The organism is Pseudomonas knackmussii B13, assembly GCF_000689415.1.
Taxonomy (GTDB): Bacteria; Pseudomonadota; Gammaproteobacteria; order Pseudomonadales; family Pseudomonadaceae; genus Pseudomonas; species Pseudomonas knackmussii.
The window spans coordinates 4,653,855-4,675,596 of record NZ_HG322950.1; the positions used below are offsets into that span (position 1 = coordinate 4,653,855).

The 21,742-nt window shown below is 61.0% G+C and carries 20 protein-coding genes and 1 tRNA gene; 11 read left to right on the forward strand and 10 right to left on the reverse strand.

What is annotated here, in order from left to right:
* The first annotated feature begins 175 nt into the window (after window positions 1-175).
* Together PKB_RS29320 and PKB_RS29325 are read left to right on the forward strand one after the other, a co-directional pair.
* Entirely contained in the window at window positions 176-472 is a 297-nt protein-coding gene (locus tag PKB_RS29320; protein WP_084166695.1) for a plasmid mobilization protein, read from the forward strand.
* Window positions 469-1,851 (forward strand): relaxase/mobilization nuclease domain-containing protein, encoded by a 1,383-nt coding sequence (locus PKB_RS29325; RefSeq protein WP_084166696.1) that lies wholly within the window; start codon window positions 469-471, stop codon window positions 1,849-1,851. The genes PKB_RS29320 and PKB_RS29325 overlap by 4 nt, the downstream gene beginning before the upstream one ends.
* A 119-nt stretch (window positions 1,852-1,970) precedes the next feature.
* Here the strand turns inward: PKB_RS29325 and PKB_RS21770 are convergent, their stop codons facing one another.
* Window positions 1,971-3,227, reverse strand: a complete 1,257-nt coding sequence (locus PKB_RS21770) for a tyrosine-type recombinase/integrase (protein ID WP_043254436.1) — start codon at window positions 3,225-3,227, stop codon at window positions 1,971-1,973.
* A gap of 690 nt (window positions 3,228-3,917) precedes the next feature.
* Between PKB_RS21770 and PKB_RS21775 the strand changes: the two genes are divergently transcribed.
* Window positions 3,918-4,358 carry a hypothetical protein gene (locus tag PKB_RS21775; protein WP_043254437.1) on the forward strand — a complete coding sequence of 147 codons (441 nt, stop codon included), beginning with the start codon at window positions 3,918-3,920 and terminating at the stop codon, window positions 4,356-4,358.
* An 827-nt stretch (window positions 4,359-5,185) separates the two neighbouring features.
* Here the strand turns inward: PKB_RS21775 and PKB_RS21780 are convergent.
* The 3 genes from PKB_RS21780 to PKB_RS21790 all read right to left on the reverse strand — a co-directional run bounded on the left by PKB_RS21780 (window position 5,186) and on the right by PKB_RS21790 (window position 8,291).
* The gene (locus PKB_RS21780; RefSeq protein WP_043254440.1) at window positions 5,186-5,557 is read right to left on the reverse strand and encodes a histone-like nucleoid-structuring protein, MvaT/MvaU family; all 372 of its coding nucleotides are present in this window, start codon (window positions 5,555-5,557) and stop codon (window positions 5,186-5,188) included.
* Between the two features lie 156 nt (window positions 5,558-5,713).
* Window positions 5,714-8,116: a site-specific integrase gene (locus PKB_RS28825; RefSeq protein WP_084166698.1), complete on the reverse strand. Its 2,403-nt coding sequence runs from the start codon at window positions 8,114-8,116 to the stop codon at window positions 5,714-5,716.
* Between the two features lie 101 nt (window positions 8,117-8,217).
* A tRNA-Gly gene (locus PKB_RS21790) sits at window positions 8,218-8,291 on the reverse strand.
* Window positions 8,292-8,449: 158 nt separating this feature from the next.
* Here PKB_RS21790 and PKB_RS21795 point away from each other — a divergent pair.
* The 3 genes from PKB_RS21795 to PKB_RS21805 all read left to right on the forward strand — a co-directional run bounded on the left by PKB_RS21795 (window position 8,450) and on the right by PKB_RS21805 (window position 11,631).
* On the forward strand, window positions 8,450-9,013 hold the full coding sequence (locus tag PKB_RS21795; protein WP_052355358.1) for a COG3904 family protein: 564 nt from the start codon (window positions 8,450-8,452) through the stop codon (window positions 9,011-9,013).
* A gap of 216 nt (window positions 9,014-9,229) precedes the next feature.
* A complete protein-coding gene (locus PKB_RS21800; protein WP_043254441.1) occupies window positions 9,230-10,330 on the forward strand; it encodes a polyamine ABC transporter substrate-binding protein in 1,101 nt (366 codons plus the stop codon).
* A 491-nt stretch (window positions 10,331-10,821) separates the two neighbouring features.
* On the forward strand, window positions 10,822-11,631 hold the full coding sequence (locus PKB_RS21805; protein WP_043254442.1) for a gamma-glutamyl-gamma-aminobutyrate hydrolase family protein: 810 nt from the start codon (window positions 10,822-10,824) through the stop codon (window positions 11,629-11,631).
* Window positions 11,632-11,849: 218 nt separating this feature from the next.
* On the opposite strand, the gene PKB_RS21810 is transcribed toward PKB_RS21805, so the two are convergent.
* Window positions 11,850-12,248: a hypothetical protein gene (locus PKB_RS21810; protein WP_043254443.1), complete on the reverse strand. Its 399-nt coding sequence runs from the start codon at window positions 12,246-12,248 to the stop codon at window positions 11,850-11,852.
* 204 nt (window positions 12,249-12,452) lie between these two features.
* Here PKB_RS21810 and PKB_RS21815 point away from each other — a divergent pair, with 204 nt between their 5' ends.
* Entirely contained in the window at window positions 12,453-13,415 is a 963-nt protein-coding gene (locus PKB_RS21815; protein WP_043254445.1) for a sensor domain-containing diguanylate cyclase, read from the forward strand.
* 10 nt (window positions 13,416-13,425) lie between these two features.
* Here the strand turns inward: PKB_RS21815 and PKB_RS21820 are convergent, their stop codons facing one another.
* Complete coding sequence (locus PKB_RS21820) at window positions 13,426-14,316, reverse strand: DMT family transporter (RefSeq protein WP_043254446.1); 891 nt, start codon at window positions 14,314-14,316, stop codon at window positions 13,426-13,428.
* Window positions 14,317-14,449: 133 nt separating this feature from the next.
* On the opposite strand from PKB_RS21820, the gene PKB_RS21825 reads away from it, so the two are divergent.
* Together PKB_RS21825 and PKB_RS21830 are read left to right on the forward strand one after the other, a co-directional pair.
* Window positions 14,450-14,887 carry an Lrp/AsnC family transcriptional regulator gene (locus tag PKB_RS21825; protein ID WP_043254447.1) on the forward strand — a complete coding sequence of 146 codons (438 nt, stop codon included), beginning with the start codon at window positions 14,450-14,452 and terminating at the stop codon, window positions 14,885-14,887.
* Between the two features lie 134 nt (window positions 14,888-15,021).
* On the forward strand, window positions 15,022-16,059 hold the full coding sequence (locus tag PKB_RS21830; RefSeq protein ID WP_043254453.1) for an aldo/keto reductase: 1,038 nt from the start codon (window positions 15,022-15,024) through the stop codon (window positions 16,057-16,059).
* A gap of 24 nt (window positions 16,060-16,083) precedes the next feature.
* Here PKB_RS21830 and PKB_RS21835 read toward each other — a convergent pair whose 3' ends face one another.
* The 3 genes from PKB_RS21835 to PKB_RS21845 all read right to left on the reverse strand — a co-directional run bounded on the left by PKB_RS21835 (window position 16,084) and on the right by PKB_RS21845 (window position 18,582).
* A complete protein-coding gene (locus tag PKB_RS21835; protein WP_043254454.1) occupies window positions 16,084-16,848 on the reverse strand; it encodes an SIR2 family NAD-dependent protein deacylase in 765 nt (254 codons plus the stop codon).
* A gap of 85 nt (window positions 16,849-16,933) precedes the next feature.
* Window positions 16,934-17,350 carry an MAPEG family protein gene (locus PKB_RS21840; RefSeq protein WP_043254456.1) on the reverse strand — a complete coding sequence of 139 codons (417 nt, stop codon included), beginning with the start codon at window positions 17,348-17,350 and terminating at the stop codon, window positions 16,934-16,936.
* Between the two features lie 92 nt (window positions 17,351-17,442).
* Window positions 17,443-18,582, reverse strand: coding sequence for a DUF1615 domain-containing protein (locus tag PKB_RS21845; protein WP_084166699.1), 1,140 nt, complete (start codon window positions 18,580-18,582; stop codon window positions 17,443-17,445).
* A 212-nt stretch (window positions 18,583-18,794) separates the two neighbouring features.
* Between PKB_RS21845 and maiA the strand changes: the two genes are divergently transcribed.
* Together maiA and hppD are read left to right on the forward strand one after the other, a co-directional pair.
* A complete protein-coding gene (gene maiA / locus PKB_RS21850; protein WP_043254458.1) occupies window positions 18,795-19,421 on the forward strand; it encodes a maleylacetoacetate isomerase in 627 nt (208 codons plus the stop codon).
* A gap of 168 nt (window positions 19,422-19,589) precedes the next feature.
* Window positions 19,590-20,666: a 4-hydroxyphenylpyruvate dioxygenase gene (gene hppD, locus PKB_RS21855; RefSeq protein ID WP_043254459.1), complete on the forward strand. Its 1,077-nt coding sequence runs from the start codon at window positions 19,590-19,592 to the stop codon at window positions 20,664-20,666.
* Window positions 20,667-20,904: 238 nt separating this feature from the next.
* Here hppD and PKB_RS21860 read toward each other — a convergent pair whose 3' ends face one another.
* Window positions 20,905-21,693: an IclR family transcriptional regulator gene (locus tag PKB_RS21860; protein WP_043254462.1), complete on the reverse strand. Its 789-nt coding sequence runs from the start codon at window positions 21,691-21,693 to the stop codon at window positions 20,905-20,907.
* Window positions 21,694-21,742 lie beyond the last annotated feature (49 nt).

Genomic DNA, 21,742 nt, shown 5'->3' on the forward strand with positions numbered 1-21,742 from the left:
TTAAAGCTGTTGCCTTCCTTCTTTCTCTTTGTTAACAATTATTAGACCGGCGAGCAAAGGTTTCGTCAGGACAAAACGCACACACCCGCGTGTGTACATTTGCCCTGGCAAAACGCTCGACGGCCAATCACTGCGTTCTCAGCCGTATAACAAGAATAATAAAACAGGCAAACACATGAGAAATCTCAGAATTGATGTGCGCGTTTCAGAAGAGGAAAAAATCGAACTCGTTCGCCTGGCGACCGAACAAGAGATGAGCCTTTCTGACTACTTACGTAGCGTTTTGCTGGGCAAAGAAATTATCGTCAGAAGAGAAAATCACGCCCCAGCAGCACTTATTAACGAGCTATCACGGATCGGCAATAATCTGAATCAACTAGCTAGACACGCCAATAGCGGGAGCTCAATAACACCCAATGACCTCGCACGAATTTGGCACTCCCTGGAGTTGCTGTGGGCGGCGTTCCAATGATCATCGAAACCTCCAAAGTTTCTGACGCCATCTCTGCACAGAAGCTTGTAAAGTATTTACTCTCCGATAAAGTAGACCCCCTTCTTAATGGTGAGCGCGTATTGCTGGCAGAGGCCAGCTATGCCCTCCCGCCAAATTCCAGTAACTGCACAATTGATTACGCCAAAAGATTTGGCGACTTGGCTGAAAAATGGACGGCACAGCACAGGGCAAATAAGAAGACACCCAAATCGATTGCGCAGAGCGTGACCATTAGTTTTTACCCTGGCTGCGACGCTTTCCCTAAAGACTCCGTCGATCCATCACGAGCTATAGAAATTGCGCAGGAGTTGGTTGGTGATGTTGCGCCAGGTAAACGACTGGCACTCTACGTGGTGCATGGTGACACTCGGCATCTACACGTTCATGTGATGTTCTCCACCGTATGCAGTGAAGGGAGAATCTGGAACCCGCGCCACGACTATCGTCTGTGGGAAGGGGCGGCCGAGAAATTAGAAGTCAAATACAAACTTTACCGTACTCCCAATCGGATATCTCGTGGCGAGAAGGTAGCCGATATCGCACTCGATCATGGCTCCATACAAATGGAAAAGCGGACCGGCGACGACAGCGAGAAACGAAAAGTAAAATTCCAGCTTAGCAAGATCCTGAGTGCGGAAAACATCGAGTTTCGGGAATTCGTTCATATCTGCCGTAAAAGCGGCTTAACAATAATTTTAACACGCGCACAAAACGGGCGAATTTCTGGCATCTCATTTCAAAGGTCGAGCGGCTTCATTTTCAAAGGCAGTCAACTCAACCGCGACTGGTCATGGACCAAATTGAGCAGTAGGTTGAATTTTGACGAAGCGCAACATCGAGACATCGCCTATGAACTAGAGAGGTTAAAACCAAGAGAGTCAAGACTTGAACTCAAACAGACCCATGAAGTTTTCCCAGGCGAAACGGAAAGAAAAATTCACACACTAGGAGCACCCAACAAAACCTGGACCAACGCGCTTCGACGGTTTAGATATGAGAGCTCTAGTGACGGCACCAGAAATTATTACTGGAGCAACCAAAAGCGCTGTACAAGACCAGCATTCTCAGATTGCGGCGACAAAATCGTAACGACCAGTCGGCAGAATCAGACCATCTACCTGGCCATGGCCGAGCTTGCCAAGAATAAAGGCTGGAATAGCGTCGAGATTCACGCGTCCGACAGGCAAGCATTGATCAAGCTGTGGCTGGCGTGCGCGGTGACTGGACTTACGATTACAAACTTCACGCCAACCAACGACGAACTTATTGAAACATTGGCTGAGGCATACAGAGTCGGCGAAAGCGAGTTCAGCCGTAAGCCTCGATCAACGCGAAGCAAAGTTCCACTCGAAGGCTAGCTATCAGGTCGAATCGCCAAGGACGGCGATGACACGCTTTAGAGAAGGAGTTCTTAGTAAAGGAATGGAGCGTGGCGGGAGAGACTAAGGGCCGCGCATCCTGCGCGTGCGGTGTTAGATCAATGAGAGCGATTAACGCCCCTCACTTTTCGTCTGCCTACTTGCCGGCGAAATTCACGATAGTGACACCAGCGCACATGCGTCAGTGCCAATCCGTAGTTCAGATGCAATTCGAGGACTTCTTTTCTCGCAGCTAGCAACGTTTTACCTGCATAGTGGGGCCTCGTGACCTCCAGGCCTGTAGGATCTGCATGCCCCAGCAGATCCGCAATAATCTCAGCCGAAACACCTCGTTGCCGCAACTGCTCAGCAAACGTTCGGCGAAGGCTGCGCGCGCCCCATCCCCCCTCGCTGGTCGCAATCTCACAACTACGATCCAGGTAACCGGCCACACGATCATAGCCCATGAAAAAACGGCTGGCCTGACGAGAGAACAGGTGCATCTCACTAAAGGAAAGCTCCGGAAACAACTGGCTTGATCCTTTCCCTCCGCACTCGCTCCGCCGTTCCTCAACAAACTCTAGAAATCCCATATCGATCAGCAACTGTGAAGCCGGGACTTTCCGGCGCGCATGCGGAGTTTTGACACTCTGATGCTTACCATCATCGTTTACGTGGATGATCCACATCGACTCTTCAAACTGAATGTCCTTGAGTTGCAGTTGACATATTTCATTGAGTCTCAGCCCACACAATACTCCGAGAGGAACGAGCCAAAACTTAAACGGCAGTGGTTCCCATAACGGCTTTCTACCAATATCACCAGTCACCTGATAGACGTAACCATCAAACAGTTTCTGCAGATCCGGCAGACTAAATGGCGGCGTCACATCCACTGGCGGTCGCTCGTAGGAGGACTCAACCACCAAGTCTTCTGAGATGTATCCCTCCGCCTTGGCCGCGCGTACCAGACTATTAAACAACGCGTAATACCGCTCGAGCGTTGAGCCTTGCCCGTCAGAGTAACGCTCCAAATGCAGATGCAATTTCGTGCGCAGCATCGTTATATCGGTTTTTCCCAACGAGCTTACGCTCCTATTGGGATCCACCGCTGTTAGCAACTCAATCAGACTGGTAACTCTACTACGCAATTGAGCCGAATGTTTGACGCTGGGCGAGCTCTCTCGAATGTGAGACTCAATGAAGTCAGCCGCAAACTCGCTCAGGAGTGGGGCCGCCTGCATCCGTTGGAACTGTCGAATAGGTCCCTCCAGAATCCTAATCAACTCGAAAGCATAAGTAGAACCGGCGGGCGTTTTGTAACAAACCTCGACCCCTGGAATCACGCTGAGGCGCAGTTCCTGAAGCTCACTCATAGTCCTCTCCATTCATGGTTAATGCAGGAGAAGGCTAAGAGCAAAGGCGATGCCCGACAAGAGGCGAATTTCGTCGAGAGCCTCACCGTGAGACTTTCGGAAAGTGGCAAAACTCCAACCAAACCCGATCCAGTAGCGGACTTCATACGTCGAAATAGTTCATTCAGTTATTCAAAACTGATAAAAAATATTTATCCTTGTCAAAACAGGCTCAAGCAGGTATGGCCTATCAAGGCACCCCGGTTCAGCATTACGTCAATAAGGCTGGACGAAGCACAGCCCGCGCACATCAGCCCGCACTGCTCGGCTGACGCGCACCTCGACTCCGCAACTGCTCTCCTGCAAAGCGCTACAAGTGCAGGCAGAAAGGCGTGACGCTGCAGCTCTTCTTAACCACTAAGAGGCACTCTGGTGGCAGCCGACACGTTACCGAATGGGACACTACAGGTTTTCTGCGTGAGAACTTTCTGGCGTCGCCTTGGCAAAATTGACAAGCTGTCAAACTATAAGCGGCGGATTTACTCGAAGTGCGATTAAACTAGTGCGCTTATAACTCTCCAAGGGCATGCTGCTCGCCTCCGCCGCTGCACGCGCAATCGTTTTTCCTCTTGCACACCGCCAACCAAGTGTGGTTAGAATTCCCCAGCCAAGGAGGCGAGACCAGATAAATTAATCTTGGAGCTCGGCAAAATGACATACTGGCTTATGGTGGATTACGGGGAGTTCGATGCGCAGGGTATCGGGAAATTTACCGGACCAAGTGCAATGCATTATTCCACTGAGCTCTCCCAATTCCAGTGTATTGGTTGGATATTGGAGTGCCTCGACAAGACCAATGGGTTTTGCATCCGATTCGATATCAGAGTTGATGAGAAAGACTATGAGCGTGAGGGACTTCTGACGGTTGGCAGGCTCAGTGAGGCGGCTGCCAGTGCCTTGTTGGAGACTTATGATTGGGAAGAGCGGTTTGAGATTGTCTGGACGGCCATTGATGCAGAGCAAAAGGATATCGCATTAGGGCTCAACTACGAAGAAGAGCAAAACTTCTGGCCCTGCTTCGAAAAAGTCGCCAAGGCTTCGAAAGCTGAAGATATCCTTACTCTCTATAAGGATGCGCTGAGCGAACCTTAAATCATGAACATGCCGGCGCCAAAACTATACTAAGCCTTGATCGTTCCTGAGGGTGGAGGACTTCCAGGTTAGGCATAGCGAGGCGAACTAACAACTTATCCGAGCACTGCGGCGATGTTCAACTGCAATGTTCGCCAGAAGAACATTCGCTCATAGCTAACTAGTCATTTAAGACTATCCCATCCTTTCTGAGCATGGATGCTCCTCCTCACCATCGCTGCACACCTCGGACAAACCTTACAGTCGCGTGCGCAGTGCGCTTGTAGCTGACGGCGGCATCCAACTAGAAGCAAATAGAAGCGAAATCCAAATAGCTCAGCTGAGCAGGTCGGACAAGCGCTAAGAAGCTCTGTAGCTTGCAGAGGTGATGCTTGGCCTGCTGTTCCTGGCCCAGTTAGTTTCTGCTCGACTAGACGTGTAGGCCTTGGCGCCCCCTTTGGGTAGCCCGCGATACGCTCAAACCTAAAGTGGCCCACAGTTACTCATAGCACTGCCGATTGACGCAGTTCTTTCTCGCAAACAACACCTGCCCCGGATAGGGTGTTGGCGTGTTGCAGCGACTCGTGGAAAGAGAACGCTGCAAGACAGGAAGAAGAGCGCCGCGCTGTTGCCGAGTAGCGTGCGCTCATGACAGAACAGTCTAATCATTCTGCGCAATCAACACATATTACTGCGCCTTAGCCCCGCCCCAGGCAGTTGCTCGCAAAGGAGGGGCAACATCCTATCTATGCAGGCGAATTGCCCTTTAACGAGGTAGGGATAGTGCACAAGGAACAGCAGTGCGGCCGAGGTAGCCACACCGCTAGGCGATCAAACGAGAGGCTACCTTAGCCTTGGAGCCAGGACTCAACTGCGTCGGAGCCGTATTGCGCCTTCCAGGCCTTCAGCGTTTTTTGGTTCCCGCCTTTGGTCTCGACTACCTCGCCGGTGTGCGGGTTTTTATAAACCTTCACCACGCGCAGACGGCGCTTGGTACGCCCCGTACCAGTCGCCCGCGCAACCGCGCCGCGTGCCGATTCCGGATCGAGAATCGCTACAACATCACGCAAAGACTTGCCGTAGGCGCCCATCAGTTCCCGGAGTTTTTCCTCGAACTGAATTTCCTGCTGCAGCGCCGCGTCTTTCTTCAGGGACTCCAAGTGCGCCAACTGTTCAGCAAGTGCTTTTTCAGCCGCGCGGAATTCTGCGATTTTGGACATTTAAGGTTCCCCCCTAGAAGAAGTATTCATCCCCACAACTGTATCGAATGCTCGCTTTCTCTGCCATCAAAATTGGCAGCACGACAAATCAGCTTAGATACCAAAGTGCGGTAAGTAGTCGCAAAAGAAAAGAGGCCCTTTCGGGGCCTCTTAACATCAACGAGCTGCAACACTCAGGGGAATAAACCGCCGCCAGTTGCGTTTCTGTGTTTTCGTCACAGGACGCCGTACCGTAGAAGTAGGGCCGCCTTGAGTCGGCGCCTGGTGCGCCTGCAATGCCAGGTAGTGGCGATAATGAATATGCTCGAGCGACACACCGTGATCCAGGCGATCCAACTCCTCCTGGAGTACCTCCAGCGGATAACCCCGACCGTAATGCCCGGTCACCGAATGATCGGTATGGCCGACGAGCGCTTTGGCGATCTGCATATCGAGTTTCTGTGCACGGAACTGCGCAATGAAACTGTGGCGCAAACCATGGAAGGTCCTGCCCTGCTCTCCTAATCCGCACGCCTGCACGTAGCCGCCATAGTTGGTCCCGTTGCCCAAAAACCACTTGCTCGCGGTGGCGCCGGGCAACTTATTGCGGACAGGGGGCAGTCCGTCGAACAGCATGGCCTGGCGATCGCCGCCCACCGCTTGGCGACGCTGCTCGACGAACTCCAGGAAGCCAGCGGCCAGCACCTGCCGATGAAGCGGCACGTCCCGCTCACTGCTGGAGTTTTTCAGGCGTTTTTCCGCTTGCTCGGTGTTCAACGACAGGTACCAGATTCCTGCCTCCTGTCGTACATCGCCCACGCGCAGTTGGCAGAGCTCGTTGAGGCGTGCGCCTTGATAGGCGCCCAGCAACGGCAACCAAAATTTGTAGTCGTGCAGACGCCAGCGAGGCGGAGCCTCCAGGGTGTACACCGGCCCGCTGAGCAGCAGTCGCAGTTGCTCACGGGTGTAGCTGCGATTGCTGCGCCCGGCCGCCTGAGCTTTGTACTGCACCGACTGCGCGGGGCTCTGCTCCAACAGGCCCTGATCAACAGCAAAATCGAGGGTCCCTTTAAGCATCGCGAAATAGCGTTTCAGCGTGCGGGGATGGATGGGATCGTAGCCGCCCTCGGTCATGATCTGCGCCAAGGGTTTTTGCCGCAGGCCGGGCGTCTTGTTGCGTCCTTTGGGGTACAAGCGCAGCGCATCACGCACGCGGACCACGTCCGCGCGGGTGATCTGCTCGATCGCCACGCCAGGGCCCACGATCTCGACCAGCGCATCGAGGCGCGCCAGGTTCTGGATGCGGGTATCCGCGTTGGTCCACGTCCGACTCACCTCATGGTGCTGCTTGAAACGTTCCACCAGCGCGGCATAGCGCAGACCACCGCTGGCTGGGGGCGCAAAGGCCCCCGACTGCACCAGCGCACGATTCAAGGCGATGGCCTGGGTCTCGGGCAACAGCCCGGATAGGGCCTGCAGCACGGACTGCGTCTGCGCCGGCAACGTAGCTTGTGGTGCGCTCGGCGGCGGCAGCTCCGGCAAGCCGTTGGCCTTGGGGAGCCCTTTGAGGTAGTCCTCGAGGAGCTGATGAATCTGATCGAGCAGCTTCAGCAGCGCCGCCGGATCGATGTCTTCCTGAGCGATGATGGCCGTGAGGAAACTGAGCAAGTCCGGCGCAATAACGGCAAACAGCAGATTGGCGAGGATCCAGTCTGTCGTCTGCAGTTCCAGGTCGAGGACGCCCACGGGCGTCAAGTGTGCGACTCCCATCCTGTGGAAGTCGAGGCGCAGCGAATAGCCCCCGTCGCTGCCCTGGTGAATGCGGAACAGTTCGGACTGCGGCGAAGCCAGGTACTTCAAGCCCGGCAGCGCCTCCAGCTGAGTCAGGCTGGTCGGCAGGCGCTGCTCCAACAGCGACTCTTCGCGCGGCTTGGCGACGAAGCGGACGAACTGTTCCCACGCCAGGGTACGGGTGAGCAGCGGGTGCAGCACGTGCAAGTAGCCGTCGCGCGTCCAGCGCTTCAGCTGCTCCAGCGCATCGAGCAGATACGCCGCCTTCCAGCGCGCCGTAGCCAGATCGGGGGTGCCCAGAGACACGTCGTAGCGCTCAAACGGCAGCATCTCCAGGCGCTCCGCATAGCCCCGATCGAGGAGCACGAAGACGTAGTCACCCTGCGCGTCCGCATACAGCACCGTGGACAGCGCCTCCAGGTCGGCCAGGCGCTCGTAGCCGAGTTCCAGGGCACCTTTCGCCAGTTCGTTGGGGGTGATCAAGCTGCCCAGTGGCAGCCGCATGTCCTGCATCACCCGCTGGTGTTGCAGGTACAGCTGGCCCAGCGACTGCAACAGGTAGTCGGCACCCAGGCGACGCTCCGCGATCAGCTGCAGCAAATCGTCGAAGGCATCGTTGAGTTGGCGCGCGACATCGCGGGCGATTTCATGGTTCTGACCGAGCGGCCAGCGAACTTGTTTGGGCAGGCGATCGTCCGTGAGGAGGGCCTTGGGCAGGCTGCGGACGTAGAGGAAGCCGCGCTCGCGGCTGAAGATCATGTGCGGGGTTCTGATGGTACGCTGTGACATGGGGCAGTCCTCGAAATGGTTGATTTCGTGACCGACCTAATCAGAACCCCCACCATAGTCGCGCTGAAACCCGCATGCTAGAGCGGTTTCAACAGAGGATATGGAGCGGGCGAAGGGAATCGAACCCTCGTCATGAGCTTGGGAAGCTCAGGTAATGCCATTATACGACGCCCGCTTGGGGGTGCCTTTTTACCAGAAGGCTTGGGCTTAGTGAAGCCTTGGCCGCTGCGGCTTCGCATACTGCCTATCCCCTCCCCTTATGGGTCGTGCCAAATACGGCTTGGGCAGGTATCTTCGAGCGCTTTCGATTTTCGGATTCGAGTGAGACAGGTGATGAGCCGTTCTGCCATGCGTGCTGCCGTGCTGGGGTTGGGTCTGCTGTGTTCGGCAGCGGCCTTGGCGCGGGTCGAGGTCAAGCCGGTGCAGAACCCTTCGCTCGGACCGACGCTGGCGGTGCGCATCACCGAAGACATCGCCGTGGGCGACTACGAATTGCTGATGCGTGGGCTGAAGGACAACCCCGGCAAGTTCTCGCGCAAGATCGCCCTGCTCGACTGCATCGGCGGCAACCAGGACGAGGCGATCAAGATCGGCCGGCTGCTGCGCGAGACCGGGTTCGACACCTGGGTCCCTAGCCATGGCGTTTGCCAGGGCACCTGCGTCTATGTGCTCGCTGCCGGGCATTCGCGGCGGGTACGCGGTTACGTCGGCCTGCATCGCCCTTACTTCCCTGGCGGCGATTCCTGGCAGGACGACCGCGCCGGTCGCTACAGCCCGGCGGTTTATCTGCGCGAAATGAATGTCGCGCAAAGCCTCCTGAACGACATGTCGTCCATTACCCCAGGGCAGGTGCGCCTGCTCTCCGCCCAGGACCTGGCGCGTTACCGCCTCGACTGACGCTGCTGGTACGGCGGTACTCCTTGTAACACGCCGTGCCGGCATTCCGCCGGGCGCTCCGTAGCCGCACTGCACCTGATCTGCTCTAGGTCAAGAAATGGTAAAGGCCGATTGCCGACATATGGCGGACGGCTATTATCCGGAATGCTTTTTGCTGTTCCACAGCGCGGCAGTCCAGACACTTCCGCAAGCATTAAAAAAAACGGAGCTACACGCATGTTCAAGACCTTCGGCAAGACCCTGCTCGCTGTTTCTCTGGCGGGCGCTGTGGCTGGTATGGCGCAGGCGGACAACAAAGTGCTGCACGTGTACAACTGGTCGGACTACATCGCCCCGAACACGGTCGATGAGTTCTCCAAGGCCACCGGAATCAAGGTCGTCTACGACGTCTATGACAGCAACGAAGTGCTGGAAGCCAAGCTGCTGGCCGGCAAGTCGGGCTACGACGTGGTGGTTCCGTCGAACAACTTCCTCGCCAAGCAGATCAAGGCCGGCGTCTACATGCCGCTGGACAAGTCCAAGCTGCCGAACTGGAAGAACCTCAACCCGGATCTGATGAAGACCCTGGAAGTCAGCGACCCGGGCAACAAGTATGCGATCCCGTACATGTGGGGCACCATCGGCATCGGCTACAACCCGGACAAGGTCAAGGCCGTGCTGGGCGACAATGCGCCAGTCGACTCCTGGGACCTGGTGTTCAAGCCCGAGAACATCGAGAAGCTGAAGCAGTGCGGCGTGAGCTTCCTCGACTCGCCGACCGAGATGCTGCCGGCGGCCCTGCACTACCTGGGCTACAAGACCGACACCAACGATCCGAAGCAGATCAAGGAAGCTGAGGGTCTGTTCCTGAAGATCCGTCCGTACATCACCTATTTCCACTCCTCGAAGTACATCTCCGACCTCGCCAACGGCAACATCTGCGTCGCCATCGGCTATTCCGGCGACGTCTACCAGGCCAAGGCTCGCGCCGTGGAAGCGAAGAACAACGTGAAAGTGCTGTACAACATTCCGAAGGAAGGCGCTGGCGCCTTCTTCGATACCGTTGCCATTCCGAAGGATGCCGAGAACAAGGAAGGCGCGCTGCAGTGGCTGAACTTCCTGCTTGATCCGAAGGTGATCGCCGAGATCAGCAACGCCATCTCCTACCCCAACGGCAACTCCGCCGCCACTCCGCTGGTGAACGAGGAAATCCGCAATGACCCGGGCATCTACCCGAGCGAAGCGGTGATGAAGAAGCTGTACGCCTTCCCGGGCCTGCCGGCGAACACCCAGCGTCTGATGACCCGTACCTGGACCACCATCAAGACCGGCAAGTAATCCGCTCCACGCAGGACGCAAATCGCACCAGGAAGGTGCAAATCCAAAACGCCCGCCCCCGCTTTCGGCAACAACGAACGGGGCGGGCGTTTCATTTCTGCATTCCCCTTCGCGAACCCTGTTCGATATTCCCGAACACACCGCCCGCTCAAGGACGCGGTTGCCGCCGATTCCGTGAAAATGTTCAGTATAATTTTCATGGACCAGGGTGAGTCGTCAAAAATAATGGACCGATTTTTATCGGCGTTACATTTTTTAACTTAAAAATCAGCACTTTACGACATAACCGCGTGCTCGGTTCGGCCATTATTTTTGACGATCCAAACCGAAATTGTTTGACATATTTTACGGCTCTGGCAGGCTGGTGGACAGGTTTCGACCGTATTCGGGCTTCCTAGGTCCCGTTTGCGGCAGTGCTCGGAACCCCAGGTAGCGTCCCGCCGGTCGCGCCTGCACAGAAACGACAGGCCGCGCCTGTCTCAAGGTGACATATGTCCAACAGCAACATTGGCAATAAGAATCAGAAACTCCGTAAACCCGTCGTCCTGATGTCCATGGGCTACCAGGAACGCAAGGGTCACGACTACCAAGTGATGACCCACAAGTACATCACTCCCCTCGCCGAAATCGCCGGGTGCGTGCCGGTCCTGGTACCGACCTGCTGCGGTACCGAAGATCTCGAGCAATACCTCGACATGGCTGACGGCGTGTACCTCACCGGTGCCGGCAGCAATATCGACCCGACCCTCTACGGTCAGGAAAACGCCACCCCCGAGAAGGGCCAGGACAAGAACCGCGACCTGTTCGACCTGCCCCTGATCAAAGCCGCGATTGCCCGTGGCCTGCCGATCTTCGGCATCTGCCGCGGCATGCAGGAAATCAACGTGGCGCTGGGCGGCGACATGTACCAGAAGCTCTACGCCGAGCCTGGCTTCAACGATCACCGGGAGAACCCGGAAGATCCGGTGGATGTGCAGTACGCGCCGGCGCACAGCGTGCAAGTAGCTGCCAACACCTGGCTGCACAAGCTGCTGCAGAGCGACACCATCCAGGTCAACTCGCTGCACGGCCAGGGCCTGAAGACCCTCGGCAAGGGCATCGAAGCCATCGCCCACGCCGAAGACGGCCTGGTCGAAGCGATCCACGCACCGAGCATTTCGCCCTTCCTCTTCGCGGTGCAATGGCACCCGGAATGGCAGGCGGCGAAGAACCCCGATTCGGTGAAGATCTTCGAGGCCTTTGGCGACGCTTGCCGCCAGCAGGTAAAGAAGAAGCAGGCCCGCTACGGCAACGCTGCCTGAGCGAGAGCCTGAAATGAAAAAGCCCGGCATTGGTCGGGCTTTTTCTTGCCTGTCTTTTGTGTAGCTGCGAGGGGAACGCCTGCGTTGTCTTCTGGGTCCCCGCGTTCGCGGGGATGACGCAGGAGAAGCCACTCCCAGCTGTCACTCCCGCGAATAGGGTTTGCGCTGGTCGGAAGAGGACTGGCCCTAAAGACGGTTGCGACTACTACAGCAGAACCTTACTGGGCGGGTGCGTTGGGGAACACCCGCTGGATGCGCTCGGCCAAGGCCATGGCGCGGTCGCTCTTGGTGAACAGCAGCAGGTAGTCGTGATCGGACTTGGCCGCCGGCGCGATGCGGAACTCCAACGGTCCCTGCACCACCTGCTGGCCGACCGGTACCTTGAAAGTCGCCACGCAGTTGAGCACGCCGCTCTCCCCGTCCTTCTCGGTCACGGCGCCCTCGCTCAGTTCGGCATCCTTGAGCAGTGAAGCACGCCCCTGCAACGGGCCATCGGTGAACACCTTCACCAACTGGTCGCGCATGTCCTTGCTGACGCAAGCCTCAGCATCCTTCTTTGCGCCACAGGCGCTGAGCAGCACCGCGGCGGCGATCAGGGGCAGCAACTTGTAGTTCATCTTTTCCTCGGGACGGTCTTTGGTGCGGTTTGGAGTGCTTGGCGTAGGAAAAATTCCGGTGAATGCGATAGAAAAGTCTCCGCTGCCAGTAGGATTCCGGATAAATGGCCTTCAGCCATCATCCATGCTGCCGTTAACCGTACACGGATTATTGCGCCTGAAGGATCGCACGCACGCGCCCCGCCCTCTCCATCGGAGACGACAATGCAAGACGCCCCAAGCGATAACGACGTCTACAAGACCCTGCTGGAATCCACCCGGGCGATCCCCTGGAAGATCGACTGGAAGACCATGACCTTCGCCTACATCGGCCCGCAGATCGAGCAGTTGCTGGGTTGGAGCCAGTCCAGCTGGGTCGGCGTGAACGACTGGGCGGAGCGCATGCATCCGGAGGACCGCGACGCTGTGGTGGCCTTCTGCGTCTCGCAGTCCCAGGCCGGCACCGACCACGAGGCCGACTATCGCGCGCTCACCGCCGACGGCGACTACGTGTGGATCCGCGACGTGGTGCATGTGCAACGCGATGCCAACGGCGAGGTGCTGGCACTGATCGGCTTCATGTTCGATATCAGCGAACGCAAGCGAACCGAGCAGCAACTGCTTCAGCTACAGAAACAGCTGGAGGAGTTTTCCTTCAAGGACGGCCTCACCGGCATCGCCAACCGGCGCATGTTCGACTCTGTGCTGCAGACCGAATGGGCCAGCGCGCAGCGCAGCGGCCAGCCGTTGTCCCTGGTGCTGCTGGATATCGATTATTTCAAGCAATACAACGACCACTACGGCCACATCCAGGGCGATGAATGCCTGCGTAGCGTCGGCCAGGTCCTGCAGCAGGCGGTCAGCCGGCCGCGCGATTTCGTCGGCCGTTTCGGCGGCGAGGAGTTCGTGCTGATCCTGCCGGAGACCTCCGGGGAGTCGGCCATCCTGGTCGCCGAACACTGCCGGGCCCTGCTGCGCGAACGCTGCATTCCCCACGAGAAGTCCGCCATCGCCTCGCTGCTGACCATCAGCCTCGGCGTCGGCACCATCCAGCCCCGTCATGGCGAACGAGCGCTGGACTTCATCGAACAGGTCGACCGCCTGCTCTACAAGGCGAAGCAGAACGGCCGTAACCGCCTGGAAGCCGCCTGCTGGGGCAACGCCGAGCAACTGGCCGAGCAGGTTTGAGGCGCCCGCCTCAACGCCACGCCCAGCGCACTTTCGGGAGTCCCCAGCCGCGCTGCATCCCGGCCGCCGCCAGCAGGATGGCGGCCACGCCGAGCCACTGCACCAGGCCCAGGCGATGGCCGAACACGACCCAGTCGACCAGGATCGCCGAGACCGGGTAGATGAAGGAGAGCGCGCCGGTCAGCGTGGTCGGCAGCTTCTGGATGGCTCCGTAGAGCAGGATGTACATCAGCCCGGTGTGGATGATGCCCAGTGTCGCCAGGCTGGCCCAGGCCGATGGCTGTTGCGGCAGCGTGCTCAGGTTGGTCCAAGGCGCCAGCAGGAGTACGCCGGTGCACACCTGGATCAGCGCGATCAGGTGCGGCGGCACGCCCTGCAGGCGCTTGATGATCAGGGCCGCCAGCGCATAGAGGAAGGCCGCGCCCAGGGCCAGGAGGATGCCGCCCAGGTAGTCGCTGCCCTGCCCCGCGCCGCCATGGGCGCTGACGATGGCGAGCATGCCAACGAAGGACAGCGCCAGCCAGCCGAGTTTGCGCGCGCTGAGTTTCTCGCCGAGGAACAACGCCGCCAGCAGCACCAGCATGAAGGGCTGGGTGTTGTACACGGCGGTGCCGATGGAAATGGACGCGCGCGAATAGGAAGCGAACAGCAGCACCCAGTTGCCGACGATGGCCACGCCGCTGAGCAGCGCCAGGCCGAAGCTCGCCAGGCTCAGCACGCCCGGGCGCAACAGCCCGAGCAGCGCGCAGGCGGCGAGCAGGGTGACGGCGCCGAACACGCAGCGCCAGAACACTACGTCCAGCACCGGTTGCCCGGAGATCAGCACCAGCCAGCCGATGGTGCCGCAGATCAGCATTGCCGCGGTCATCTCCAGCGTGCCGCGTTGAATCGACTTGTCCATGGGAAGGTCTCCAGCAGGATGTGCCTACAGGATGCCAAGGCGCGCGGCAGCCTTCTATCGCATTACATAGGCGTATCTGCAGACTCGCCTTTACTATCAAGGCAACTCACGCACTTCACCTTACGAGCGCACCATGACCGACGAAATCGACCAACTGCTGATCGCCGCCCTGATGGATGACTCGCGCCTGTCGCTCAAGGCCCTGGCGCAGGTCAGCGGCCTCTCCGCCCCCAGCGTCGGCGAGCGCCTGCGCAAGCTGGAGGAGCGCGGGGTGATCCGCGGGTACACCCTGGAAATCGACCCGAAGGCCTTCGGCTATCTGCTCCAGGCCATCGTCCGCGTGCGCCCGCTGCCGGGCCGGCTGCATGAAGTGGAGCGGCTGATCCAGTCGATCCCCGAGTTCACCGAGTGCGACAAGATCACCGGCGACGACTGCTTCGTCGCCCGTCTCTGCGTGCGCGACATGGAGCAGCTCGACGCCCTGCTCGACCGCCTCAACGGCCAGGCCGAGACCAACACCGCCATCGTCAAGAAAACCCCGGTCAAGCGCCGCCTGCCACCGATGACCTGAAGCGCCGCGACAGGATCGGGCAAGAATCCGGCAGCATCGAGCGCCGTCCTTTTCGGCCGCTGCAACCATACTGGACGACGTTCGCCGCCCCCGGCGGAGCGGCGCCTTCCACTGCCCATCCCGAGGATCGCTCCATGCGCTATAGAAAGTTCGGCAACACCGGCCTGTTCGTCTCGGAACTGTGCCTGGGCACCATGACCTTCGGCGGCGAAGGCCAGCTCTGGAGCCAGATCGGCAAGCTGCAGCAGGCCGAGGCCGAGCAGTTGATCTCTACCGCCCTGGCAGCCGGCATCAACTTCATCGACACCGCCGACGTCTACTCCGAAGGCCGCTCCGAGCAGATCACCGGCCAGGCCCTGAAGAACCTCGGCGTGGCCCGCGAGGACGTGGTGGTCGCCACCAAGGTGTTCGGCGAAACCGGCACCCGCGGCGCCAACTCCCGCGGCCTGTCGCGCTACCACATCGCAGGCGGGGTACAGGCCAGCCTGGAGCGTCTGCAACTCGACCACATCGACCTCTACCAGGTGCACGGCTTCGACCCGGCGACGCCAATCGAGGAAACCCTGCGCGCCCTCGACGACCTGGTGCGCCAGGGCCTGGTGCGCTACGTCGGTGTTTCCAACTGGGCGGCCTGGCAGATCATGAAGGCATTGGGCACTGCCGAGCGCCTGGGCCTGGCTCGCTTCGAATCGCTGCAGGCCTACTACAGCCTCGCCGGGCGCGACCTGGAGCGCGAGCTGGTGCCGCTGCTGCGCAGCGAGAAGGTCGGCCTGATGGTCTGGAGCCCCCTGGCCGGCGGGCTGCTCAGCGGCAAGTACGGACGCGGCCTGGACGCCGGGGCCGACAGCCGGCGCAGCCAGTTCGACTTCCCGCCGGTGAATCGCGAGCGCGCCTATGACTGCATCGACGCCATGCGTGGCATCGCCGAGGCCAAGGGCGTGACGGTGGCGCAAGTCGCTCTCGCCTGGTTGTTGCACCAGGAGGTAGTGACCAGCGTGATCATCGGCGCCAAGCGCCTGGAGCAACTGCAGGACAACCTTGCCGCCACCCAGGTGCAACTGAGCGCCGAGGAGCTGGCCACACTAGATGCAGTCAGCGCGCTGCCGGCCGAATACCCCGGCTGGATGCTCGAACGCCAGGGCGAGTACCGGCGCGGCCAGCTGCGCGGTTGAGCCGAAGCCGGACGCGCCTGCCCCTTACTGGAAGGCCGCGTCGAGCAGCGCCGGCAGGACCACCCCGGCCGGCCCTTCCAGGCTGAACTCGCGCGGCCCGTGCACGCTCACCGGCTGTGGATTGACGTGGGCAACCACGGCGCCGCTTTCGGCAGCCAGTTGCGGGATCATCGCCGCTGGCTGGACCACGCCGGAGGTGCCGATGGACAGCAGGCAATCGCAGTCCTGCGCCGCTGCGAAGGCCGCCTGCAGCGCCGATTCCGGCAGCATTTCACCGAACCAGACCACGCCCGGCCGCACGCGCTCCCCGCAGTGCAGGCAACGCGGCGGCTCCAGGCGGCGACCTTCTTCGGGCTCGCCCGGAGCACTCGACAAAGTGCCGTGGGGCATGCTGCAGGCCACACAGCGCGGCTGGTGCAGGCTGCCATGGAGATGGATGACTTCAGTGCTGCCGGCGCGCTCGTGGAGGTCGTCGACGTTCTGTGTCACCAGCGTCAGGCGCGGCACGCAGGTCTCCAGTTCGGCGATGGCGTGGTGCGCGAGGTTGGGCTGCGCCGCCAGCACCTTCATGCGCCGCCATTCATACCAGCCCCAGACCAGCGTCGGGTCCTCTGCGAAGGCTTCGGGGGTAGCCAGCTGCGCTGGATCGAAGCGCTCCCAGAGCCCGCTCAGGGCGTCGCGGAAGGTGGGGATGCCGCTTTCGGCGGAAACGCCGGCTCCGGTAAACACCACCAGGTGGCGAGTCGTACGCAGGGCATCGAGAAGAACGTGGGGGAAGGTCGCGGACATGCCGGGCACCTTGGCTGAGGAATGAGCCCGGCATTATTCGCGGCGCGCACCGGGTGGGGCAATGCGGCTTGCGCCTACGGAGATGTCAGACCCATCCGGCGAGTCGCAGCAGCCACCAGGCGAGGATCACCAGTTGTGCCAGGAAGCCGGCGAAACGCAGCCAGACGAACAGCGGCGAAGTGCTGATCAGGTGCATCAGCGACTGGAAGATTCGCGCGCCCAACAGCAGCGGCGCCAGCGGATCGGTGATCTGGGTCTGCCCGGTAACCATCGCGTAGAGCAGCGCGGCTGCGAACAGCGGCACATTCTCCACGCAGTTGGCATGGGCGCGCGCCAGGCGCTGGCCAAGGCCAGGCGTATTGCTGCCGTCGGCGGCGAAGGCGTTGACCGCCATGCGCCCGGACATGACCAGCAGGCCGCGCAGGTTGACCAGGAGGAAGACCAGCAGCAGGGTCCAGGCGACCAGGCCGAGCAAGGCGAAGGCGCTTGCGCTGAGAGACATGGAGAAACTCCTTTTGTTGTTGTGATGGAGGAGAAGCCCCGTGACTGTAGAGAATCTAGAGCATTTGCTCTAGCCGTACTTTCGCCGAGCCGTCAGCCCTTTCCCGCCCGCGCCAGGCAGCGCTGGTAACGCTCGTCCACGCGCTGGGCGAACCAGGCGGTGGTCAGGTTGCGGGTGATCTTCGGGCTGTGCAGCGTGATGCCTGGCAGGATCGCCCGAGGCAGCGGCTTGCCTTCGCTCTTCTCGGCCAGGGCGAAGACCTTCGTGTACAGCCGCGACTCGGCGAACTCGGCGCGCTCGCCCTGCTCCAGCGCACGGCGGACTTCGCTGTCGCTCATGTCCAGGCGCTTGCCCAGGCTGCGCACGGCCAGTTCGGTGGCGCCAGCGGCGCTGCTGTCGTAGCGGATCAGGTCGCCATCCAGGGTCAGCGGAATGCCACTGGCGAGGCTCACCGCGCGCTGGAAGGCGGCATTACGGCTGGCGTACCAGCCGGCGTTGTAGTCGGCGAAACGGTACAGCGGCTGCGGGTAGTCCACCGGGTAGCCGAGCAGGTGGGCGGTGCCGAAATAGACCCCGCCGCGCCGGCTGAACACTTCCTGGCGGATGCTGCCCTTCAGCGGATAGGGGTAGCCCGCGGCGTGTTCCTCGGCGAAGGCCACGCTGACCTGCATGGGCCCGGCCGTATGCACCGGGTTGAAGCGGCCGAACAGCTGCTGGCCGAGCGGCACCATGCCGATGAAATCGTCGAAGATCGCGCTCAACTCGCGTTCGCTGCGCGCCTTGTCCAGGCGCTGGCTGTAGCTGCGGCCGTCCGGCGACTTCAGCGCCAGCGCGGCATCGAGCATGAAGTTCGGAACGTGCACAGCCGACGCGCGGCGCTGCATTTCACTTCGGGCGATGCCGCCAAGGTTGGGGACCTGCGGGTCGGCCTGCAGGTTGGACTCCTGCTCGGCCACCGCGATCACCGAGCAGAGGTTCTGCGTGCTCGGCTTGATCTTCTGGGCGGCGAAAGCCACCTGGATATCGGTCGCCCAGCCCTGCCGGTCCTTGACCGTGGCCGGCAGCAGGCGCACGAGGCTGGCGCGGACTTCGGCGGGCGTCGGCTCGGCAGCCTGGCGGGTCGATTGCGAGCTGCAGCCTGCCAGCGCGAGCAGCACGGCGCCCAGGGCCAGGATGCTGCGCAGCAGGCGGTTGGCACCGGGAAGCACAGGCAATACGAGGGCATGGGACATCGAGGGCGGACTCCTTCCAGACGCGGCCCGGGCATCCTAAGCGCTGCGCCTGCGCAGGTCGAATCTCTCCCTGGGGGCGTCTACGCTCTTGCCTGCTGCGCCAGGCGGTCAAGCAGGACTTGCCGATTCGCGAAAAATTACGCAGAGTGTAAAGAGATTACGAAAACAACAGCGCCCGCGACGACGGGTGCGCAGCCTGCGAGCCAAGGTTCATGGACCTCTACACCTACTATCGCTCCACCTCCTCCTACCGGGTGCGCATCGCCCTGGCGCTGAAGGGACTGGACGCCCGGCACCTGCCGGTGAACCTGCTGCAGGGCGAGCACCGCCAGGACGCCTACCGCGCCATCAACCCGCAAGGCCGCGTGCCAGCGCTGCGCACCGACGAAGGCGAGCTGCTGGTGCAGTCCCCGGCGATCATCGAATACCTGGAAGAACGCTTCCCCGAGCCCGCCCTGCTGCCGGCCGACCCGCTGCAGCGCGTGCACCAGCGTGGCGTGGCCGCGTTGATCGGCTGCGACATTCATCCGCTGCACAACGTCGCCGTGCTCAACCGCCTGCGCGGCCTGGGCATCGACGAAGACGGCGTCAACCAGTGGATCGCCCACTGGATCGGCGAGGGCCTCGCTGCCGTGGAAGCCCTGATCGGCGACGACGGTTTCTGCTTCGGCCAACCGGGCCTGGCCGACGTCTACCTGCTGCCGCAGCTGTACGCCGCCCGCCGCTTCAATGTGGACCTCGCGGCATTCCCGCGCATACTTCGGGTAGAGCGTCTGGCGCTGGAGCATCCGGCGTTCCGCCAGGCCCACCCCGACGCCCAGGCCGACAAGCCGGCCTGAGGAGCGCACCATGCAAAGCCTCGGATTCAAAGTCACCATCGGCGACTTCCTCGCCCGCAGCGTACGCGGCGTGCCCTGCTCGCCACCGCGTCAGCCGCGTTGCTGAGACACCCCACGACTTTACGAATCCCGGACGCGCGAGTACGCGTCCACCGCGAGGAACACAACATGGCTGACCTTTTTGAAAACCCCATGGGCCTGATGGGCTTCGAGTTCATCGAATTCGCTTCCCCGACCCCCGGCGTGCTGGAACCCATCTTCGCCAGCCTCGGCTTCAGCAAGGTGGCCACCCACCGCTCGAAGGACGTGCACCTGTATCGCCAGGGCGATATCAACCTGATCCTCAACAACGAGCCCAAGAGCCTGGCCGCGTACTTCGCCGCCGAACACGGCCCCTCGGTGTGCGGCATGGCCTTCCGCGTGAAGAACGCGCACCAGGCCTACGCCCGCGCCCTGGAACTGGGCGCTCAGCCGGTGGACATCCCCACCGGGCCGATGGAGCTGCGCCTGCCGGCGATCAAGGGTATCGGCGGCGCGCCGCTGTACCTGATCGACCGCTTCGGCGAAGGCTCGTCGATCTATGACATCGACTTCGAGTTCATCGAGGGTGTCGACCGTCATCCGAAGGGGGCCGGGCTGAAGATCATCGACCACCTGACCCACAACGTGTACCGCGGGCGCATGGCCTACTGGGCGGACTTCTACGAGAAGCTGTTCAACTTCCGCGAGATCCGCTACTTCGACATCAAGGGCGAGTACACCGGCCTGACCTCCAAGGCCATGACCGCGCCGGACGGCATGATCCGCATCCCGCTGAACGAGGAGTCCTCGAAAGGCGCCGGGCAGATCGAGGAGTTCCTCATGCAGTTCAACGGCGAGGGCATCCAGCACGTAGCCTTCCTCACCGACGACCTGCTCAAGACCTGGGACGCGCTCAAGGGCATGGGCATGCGCTTCATGACCGCGCCGCCGCAGACCTACTACGAGATGCTCGAAGAACGCCTGCCCAACCATGGTGAGCCGGTGGAAGAGCTGCGCAGCCGCGGCATCCTCCTCGACGGCACCTCCGAGGGCGGCAGCCGTCGCCTGCTGCTGCAGATCTTCTCGGAAACCCTGATGGGCCCGGTGTTCTTCGAGTTCATCCAGCGCAAGGGCGACGACGGCTTCGGCGAAGGCAACTTCAAGGCGCTGTTCGAGTCGATCGAGCGCGACCAGATCCGCCGCGGCGTGCTGGAAACCAAGTAACGCCAGACCGGCCTGCCGGCCGGATCGTGGATGAATCCGCCCCTACGGAGGAAACACCCCACCTGTAGGAGCGGACCTTGTCCGCGATTTCGCACGTCTGGCGCGCTCCTGCACATGGCTCCGGTGCCGAGATGTTTCGCGGATGAGATCCGCTCCTACGGAGGAAACACCCCACCCGTAGGAGCGGCCCATGGCCGCGATTCGCGCGCATGGCGCGCTCCTACAAGGCACCGCAGTTTTACGCCGGTCGGGTCCCGGCCATGCGCGCGGTAATGGCTGCAGCAGCCTCCTTGAGCAGTTCCGCCGCGCGGCCCTGGGTCTCGGCGCGGAAGGCGCTGGCCGCGCCCACTACCGTCACCACGCCTGCGAGCTGTTCGCCCACGGCGAATACCGGCGCCGACAGCGCGTTCACGCCCGGCATCAGCAGGCCATGCACATGGTGCAGGCCGGTCGCGCGGATCTCGGTCGTCTGCTTGTGCAGTTCGTCGTCGTCCAGTGCGCCGGGCATGCCTGCCTCCTCCGCACGCAACGGCGCGGTTTCGCCGTCCGGTAGGTAGGCGTTGAACACCAGGCCGGTGGACGAACCCAGCAGCGGCAGCACCGAGCCCACGCGGGTGACGAGGGTCACGGCGCGCAGCGGCTGTTCGACCTGGACCACGGTCGGCCCCTTGTTACCCCACACGGCGAGGAAGCAGGTTTCGTTGAGTTCATCGCGCAGCGCGCTCAGGTGTGGCGTAGCGGCACGCACCACGTCGAGCCGACCGATGGCGGCGAGGCCAACGAACAGCGCCTCCGGGCCGAGCGCGTAGTGGTTGGTGGCCGCGTCCTGCTCGGCGAAGCCGCTGGCGATCAGCGCCTGCAGGTAGCGGTGGACCTTGGCCGCGGGCATGCCGACGTGCTCGGCCAGGCGCGACAGCGAGGTCGCCGGGGCCAGGTCGGCGAGGCCCTTGAGTATGTCCGTGCCGACTTCGGCGGCCTGAACTTTCTGGCGTTTCGGCGCGTCGCCGGTGTCCCTGGAGATGGCCATGCAATCACTCGGTAGGCAATGGAGGCGCTGTTATAGCTTGACCCCTTTC